The organism is Paraburkholderia sp. BL18I3N2, assembly GCF_003001875.1.
GTDB classification, from domain to species: Bacteria; Pseudomonadota; Gammaproteobacteria; order Burkholderiales; family Burkholderiaceae; genus Paraburkholderia; species Paraburkholderia phytofirmans.
In genome coordinates, this window is sequence record NZ_PVNC01000026.1 from 63342 (window position 1) to 69788 (window position 6447).

Genomic DNA, 6447 nt, shown 5'->3' on the forward strand with positions numbered 1-6447 from the left:
GGGAAACCGCAGGGGTTCTCGCGGTAGCGGCATGGTTGTTGCGCCGGTTCATGAAACGCTCCGGACGTTTCCCATGCCAACCATCCTCCTCGTCGATAACGATCCAGAAATCCTGGCTGCTTTAAGTGCGGCTTTGGAATGGCGCGGATATCGTGTGCTTTTGTCCAAAAACGGCAGGACCGCGCTGGAACAAGCTGGAAGAAATTTGCCGGACCTCATTGTCACGGATTGCAGCATGCCGGAGATGGATGGGGTCGAGTTGTGTCGGTGTCTTAAGCTTTACCCTGCCCTCACGGCAATACCGGTAATTATGGTTTCCGCGCAGATGCAGCTTCGACACACGCCCCCGCTCTGGAACGCGTTCTTTCTCAAGCCCGTAGATTTCGATGCGATGGAGTCGACTGTAGCACTGTTGCTATTTTCGCGACCGTTGCGTGAAACGCTTCGCCCGTTATGGTCCGACCGTGCAATGTCACGCTGGCAACCCGTGACTTCCGCGATCATTTCTTAACCCCATCTGATACGAGAATCAAACGGCGACCTGCCCGCGCCGATGACATCTTCCGCAGGCAGGAATATTCATTGCGCCATTCAGGAGCCAGCCTCATGCATGCAGCCGTATGCGAGCGCTGGTGTGCGTGTCTACCGGGAGCTTCCAATGAGAGCATTACGCTGGCACGGCAAACATGACATCCGCTGCGACACAGTCCCCGACCCAATCATCGAAGATGGGCGCGACGCGATCATCAAGGTCTCCACGTGCGCCATCTGCGGTTCAGATCTCCACCTCTTCGACGGGTTCATGCCGACGATGGAGAGCGGCGACATCATGGGCCACGAGTTCATGGGTGAAGTGGTCGAGGTCGGCAAGGACAACAAGGCGCTGAGCGTCGGCGACCGCGTCGTCATACCGTTCACCATCTTCTGCGGCGAATGCGATCAGTGCAAGCGGGGCAATTTCTCCGTATGCGAGCGCAGTAACCGTAACAAGGAAAAGGCAGAGAAGGTATTCGGCCATACGACTGCCGGGCTGTTCGGTTATTCGCATCTGACCGGAGGCTATCCCGGCGGGCAGGCGGAATATGTGCGGGTGCCTATGGCAGATACCACACACGTCAAGATCCCCGATGGCCTGACTGACGAACAGGTGCTCTTCCTGGGCGACATCTTCCCAACCGGATGGCAAGCCGCAGTGAACTGCGATATCCAACCCGAAGACACTGTCGCGATCTGGGGTGCGGGGCCGGTGGGTCAGATGGCGATCCGCAGTGCCGTAATCCTCGGCGCGAGGCAAGTCGTTGTGATCGACCGCGTGCCGGAGCGGCTCGCCATGGCTCGGGCCGGTGGCGCAATCACGATCAACTTCGATGAAGAGAGCGTGCTCGATCGGCTCAAAGAACTCACGAATGGCAAAGGCCCGGAAAAATGCATTGACGCAGTCGGCATGGAGTCTCATGCAACCCGCTCCTTCGACGCCATGTACGACCGCGTCAAGCAAGCCGTCATGCTTGAGACGGATCGTCCACACGTCTTGCGCGAGATGATCTACGTGTGTCGTCCGGCGGGCATACTATCTGTGCCGGGCGTATATGGCGGCCTCATCGACAAGATCCCGTTCGGCGCGTCCATGAATAAGGGGCTTACCTGGAAGATGGGTCAAACGCACGTCAACCGTTGGACAGACGATCTCCTGAAGCGTATTCAGGAAGGACAGATCGACCCATCCTTCGTGATCACCCATACGGTCTCGTTCGAAGAAGGCCCCGCCATGTACAAGACGTTTCGGGACAAGGAAGACGGCTGCATCAAGGTGGTACTGAAGCCATGAGACGGCGGCCGCTGGATGTACATGATGCTCACGGCGGGCACCGATTCGTTCGTGCCTGAGGCATTATTCGGTAAGCGGCCGCCGCCGTCTCGTCAACGGCCCACCGTGTCGGCATGGCGGCCCGCGTCGCCAGCGCCACGCTTGCGGCGATCAGACGATCAAGACATTCCCGTGAGCGGTCGCGGCCATTGCTTGCGAGTTAGCCGGCGTTCAGCCTGCTGACAGAGACCGGGCTGCCACGTCGGCCTCGGCACAGTCACTCGGCCAGGTCTCGCTAGTGGCAGGTAGGTTGTCATCCCACTTGGATCAAGTGCGTTCGTGGCCGGCAGAATTCCACGCGGGCGTTTGCATTGAGAGTTGTTCTCGCGACGTCACGCGATCTGCTGAACCCAGCGACTCCGCCAACCCGGCGCCTCGAAGGGATCCGAAAAATACTGGGTCTCGTGAATCACCTTGTCGTTGCAGAACTCCATGATACTTACCGTGTAAGCCGTGCGCCCCTCATAATTGATGGTGTACTCCGTGACCCAGAGATTACCTTCTCCCTGGATTCGCCTGACATTGAAGCCTGATGGCTTATCTGGATGATGACTCCGCAGCGCCTGCAAGTTGCTTCGCCCGATGATTCGTTCCCCTGACTGGGGATAGTCACAGATGGCATCATCGTCGTAAATACCGTGTTCCGCGTCGAGATCACCGACCGCCGACGCTTGCCAGTGCGCGTTCAGGGCTTCACGTATCTTGTCTTCCTGCATGGCTTGCCTCCGGATACCGTTCACGTCTATCTATTGCGGACGCCGCGGAATAAACCCGGGGCTACCCGTCTTGACGACTTCGTTGTACCTCTGCCTCGTCTCAATCCGCTCGATCTCGTCGAACGCCTCCGCGGGAAGCGCGGCGATATCGAAATTCTCTCGCGCGCGGACCGCCGTCCTGGGGGTCGTGAGCAACGCTCCGCCACGCTGGATCGCCCAGGCGAGCAGCACCTGCGCTGGTGTCTTTCCAATTCGTTCGGCAATCTGCAAGATGACCGGATCCTCAAGCGGCCCCGGCCTGATTCCGTGACCTAATGGCGCAAAGGCCAGAAACACGATCCCGTTCTCCTTGCAGAATTCCAGAAGCTCCGTTTCCGGGAGATACGGATGTGCTTCGACCTGTACCACGGCCGGCTTGATTCGTGCCGATTCATAGAGAGGCCGCAATTCGTCCAGGCCAATGTCGGACAGTCCGATAGCCCGGCATCTTCCGCGATCGACGAGATCTTCCATCGCGCTCCACGTGTCTAGCAAGGTCACGCCTTTATCGTAGATGACATCGCCGTTTTCGTCGCGCGGGTCCTGCTCATCTCCTGGCTTGAATGCGAACGGCGTATGTATCAGATAGAGATCGAGGTAGTCGAGCCCAAGTCTTTCAAGGCTTGCATCGAACGCCGGCTCGACACGTTCGCGCCGATGATTGGAATTCCACAATTTTGTCGTCACGAAGATGTCTTCGCGCGCGATCCCGCCGGCAGCAAGCCCTGCCCGCAAAGCGTCGCCCACCTCGCGCTCGTTTCGATATCGTTCGGCACAGTCGAAGTGTCGATAGCCGGCTTCCAGTGCGTCTCTGGTAGCGCTGGTAGTCGTCGCTGCATCGGGAATCAGGGTGCCGAATCCGAGCGCGGGCATGCGACCGCCTCCGTGATTAAGCGCTATCTTTCTGCTCCGGAAATCGGAAGACTCAATCATGGCGACACCTCCGCACTATTTCATGCGCTGCAATGAAGGACCGACGCCTGAGTCCGCAATCGCGGCGCAAGGTCCATGAACGGAAAAAAAATCAATGTAGCCATGGCGGATCACGGCTTCGATAGCGATTCCTCGCTGATGAATTCGTGAACTGCTTACACTGAGTCTGCTCACTTAACGGTATGTGAAGTGTCGCTTCAGCGGCGGGCGCGACACCGTAGCTTAGACAGAGAAGTCGGCGTCGCTCGGCAACCCAATCGAGTAGAACGGTGTCGCTGACAACCTTCTCTCTTGCAGGCCGTATTGATGTTGACAGTGCTGAAAATTGAAGCTGTTAAATCGAGTCGCGCCGATTCGCAATTCAGCTGGCACCATCCGGTTCGACGCGGGCGCAACACAGGTCCGCGTCGTGATCAAGTGTAGCAAATGAATCACCGGGCGGCAGCCGTGGATTCCGGCAAAGTACTGCAGGTATCTGGTGCGATTACACCCATGCAACAAAGCACACGCACTGTTCAGTATTGGTCAACTGTTGCGTGGTCAAGGTCAGCACGGCGTGCGTGCGTCGCGACTCGGTTCGAATTTGCAAACAGCAGGATTCCGGAAAAATCAGCGTGGTGGCCGAAAATACTCACCAAATGTCCCCAAACCGTCACAGCTAAAGCCTCAGTGAAAGCCCATAGAACGTAGAGTGGTCTCATTGGCAGTCAAAAGATTGCTCGTCTTGCGCAAACTGGCGCGGACCGCATAGCACAGAACTGTGCCGTTCTTCAGGGCAAGACATGAACACACCAGACAATGTTGTCGTCGTTGCCGGCGCATCGCAAGGCATTGGCGCCGAAGTCGTGAAGGGATTACGAAAGCTCGAGTACCGCATCGTTGCGACCGCACGGTCGATCAAGCCGTCGACGACGCGAACATCCTCTGCATCGCCGGCGATATCGGTGACCCAGCGACCGCCCAACGTGTCATTTCCGAAGGCGTCGCACGGTTTGGCCAGACCGACACGCTGGTGAACAACGCCGGCATTTACATCGGCAAGCCTTTCACCCAATACGCCGCCGAAAACTACGCCGCCGTAATGAATGTGAATGTCGCGGGCTTCTTCGCGCCGGGGATCATCAAGACGCCGATGAACCCTCTCTTGCTACGTGGGCGCTGTACTCCTCACGCCGGCCGTGCACGACGCTTAAACAAAGGACAAACCTGAATGTCTCAGACCCAATTCACCAGTACCAAAGACGAACTCGTCGCCCGTTTTATTCCTTTGCTGGAAGAGGTCAAGGACATGACCACGAGCACCGAGGTCGAGCAATGGCTGAATGCGAAATATGGCATTGAAAGCGAGTTGTACAGAGATCTGTCGCGACTGATTATTCTCGGCGTGAATGAGGGCTGGGCCGCCGACGCCGAGATTGCCGGTCCGCGTTACCGTCGCTCACGACTCGTTGCGCCCTGCGCGGAGACGTTCTTCTTCAGCATTACAGCGGTGCTGATGGACAGCACGGATAACATCCAGAACAACCCCGAAGGCAGCTTCCGTGGTGACTATCACTCGCACCCGTATGGCGAGTTCAATCTGGTGGTCCCGCTTCATGAAGGCGCCGCGCTCGCAGGTCCGAACGGCTGGTGTTATGGCGGCTGGACGGCGCCGGCACCCGGAAGCCATCACTTTCCGGAGACCAAGGGCGGCGCTGTCATCTCGCTCACGCTCCTGCCCGCAGGGCGGATTGCGTTCGACGTCACACCGCCGCAGCATTGAAGCGCTCAGCGGCGCGCTGTCCACAAGACAGACGCCGCTAGTCCAGAACAGCCAGTCGCTTGACCATGACATGCGACGAGCCACGGCCCCCTCCAGCTGCTGCGATTGAATCCGGTCTCGCGTCTGTCTACGCTTCGACGATGATCACGTCATAGTTTTCGTCTTCGAACGCGACAAGAAACTTCTCCGGCATCAGCCGTGATTCGACGCTCGCCCTCTTCGTGCCGATGTCGACGTTGACCTTTGCGTCGGCGTCGACGGTCTTCATCGCATATTCGACTGTTGATACCTTGTCGGAGCGGATTTCATTCTTCATCGAAAATTTCATTTATCAGTTCCTCAGTCGACAAAGCTTAAATAAAGCGCGACCTATCGATTCCTCGGTTTCACTGGATCCACATTAGCCAGACGCGATGCCCTATTGCCCGGGAGTGTCTAAAGCATGCCAGGAAAACAGCGGCTCGCGCCGTTAGACCTTTGCCCGAGTCTACTCTGTTGGCCGAATGGAAAAACATCATTGCCCGGCGAGCGCATTGTCCCTGTTGCTGTGGTGACATGGCTGGATTTGTGAATGGAATGGATCGATGAGCGACCTTTTTGACTTCAGGAGAGCAGACCTGTCTCCTAGAATGAAATCAACTCATTCGTGGCACCAAAACGTGAGTAAGCCGGCTGGAATGAGCGCGGCAAAAACCATAAGCTCGTCGGATCGGGCTTCTTCGCGGAGCATCCGGAATCTTGGCGAGCGCTGGGCGTGACAGGGAAATTTTCCGACGGAATGCCCCTTTAAATACTGGTGGCCGAATGATGATGAATAGCGCCAACTCGCCGATAACTGGAACAGGAGAACCGAAGCCTACGCCATCGTCAGCGCCTGTCTCTGTACCCGCGACAGAGACCCCAGTACAGCAAACTTCCGCCGAAGCGGAGCTACCACTGCGCCTCACGATCGGCCTGCTCGGCATGCTGCTGGCGTCACTGCTGGCCATATTGAACGAACAGGTCACCGCTGTTGCACTCGCTGATATTCGCGGCGCGTTCTCGATCGGACGTGACGACGGGACATGGCTGACCGCCCTCTTCGAGGCGACCAACGTCGCCACGATGGTATTCGCGCCGTGGTTCGGCGT

Annotated in this window: 6 protein-coding genes and 2 pseudogenes; 5 read left to right on the forward strand and 3 right to left on the reverse strand. The window is 57.6% G+C overall.

What is annotated here, in order from left to right:
- The first annotated feature begins 73 nt into the window (after positions 1-73).
- Together B0G75_RS36190 and B0G75_RS36195 are read left to right on the forward strand one after the other, a co-directional pair.
- Positions 74-511 carry a two-component system response regulator gene (locus tag B0G75_RS36190; RefSeq protein WP_106314541.1) on the forward strand — a complete coding sequence of 146 codons (438 nt, stop codon included), beginning with the start codon at positions 74-76 and terminating at the stop codon, positions 509-511.
- Positions 512-658: 147 nt separating this feature from the next.
- The gene (locus B0G75_RS36195) at positions 659-1828 is read left to right on the forward strand and encodes a zinc-dependent alcohol dehydrogenase (RefSeq protein WP_106314525.1); all 1170 of its coding nucleotides are present in this window, start codon (positions 659-661) and stop codon (positions 1826-1828) included.
- Between the two features lie 371 nt (positions 1829-2199).
- Here the strand turns inward: B0G75_RS36195 and B0G75_RS36200 are convergent, their stop codons facing one another.
- Both B0G75_RS36200 and B0G75_RS36205 read right to left on the reverse strand, forming a co-directional pair.
- On the reverse strand, positions 2200-2583 hold the full coding sequence (locus B0G75_RS36200) for a hypothetical protein (protein ID WP_106314526.1): 384 nt from the start codon (positions 2581-2583) through the stop codon (positions 2200-2202).
- Positions 2584-2613: 30 nt separating this feature from the next.
- Positions 2614-3555 (reverse strand): aldo/keto reductase, encoded by a 942-nt coding sequence (locus B0G75_RS36205; protein WP_106314527.1) that lies wholly within the window; start codon positions 3553-3555, stop codon positions 2614-2616.
- Positions 3556-4337: 782 nt separating this feature from the next.
- Here B0G75_RS36205 and B0G75_RS36210 point away from each other — a divergent pair.
- Positions 4338-4663 (forward strand): annotated as a pseudogene (locus tag B0G75_RS36210) (SDR family NAD(P)-dependent oxidoreductase); the annotation flags it as partial.
- A 102-nt stretch (positions 4664-4765) separates the two neighbouring features.
- A complete protein-coding gene (locus B0G75_RS36215) occupies positions 4766-5317 on the forward strand; it encodes a DUF4863 family protein (protein WP_106314528.1) in 552 nt (183 codons plus the stop codon).
- Positions 5318-5444: 127 nt separating this feature from the next.
- On the opposite strand, the gene B0G75_RS36220 is transcribed toward B0G75_RS36215, so the two are convergent.
- Positions 5445-5645 (reverse strand): hypothetical protein, encoded by a 201-nt coding sequence (locus B0G75_RS36220; RefSeq protein WP_106314529.1) that lies wholly within the window; start codon positions 5643-5645, stop codon positions 5445-5447.
- A 482-nt stretch (positions 5646-6127) separates the two neighbouring features.
- Here B0G75_RS36220 and B0G75_RS41685 point away from each other — a divergent pair.
- A pseudogene (locus tag B0G75_RS41685) lies at positions 6128-6447 on the forward strand (EmrB/QacA family drug resistance transporter); the annotation flags it as partial.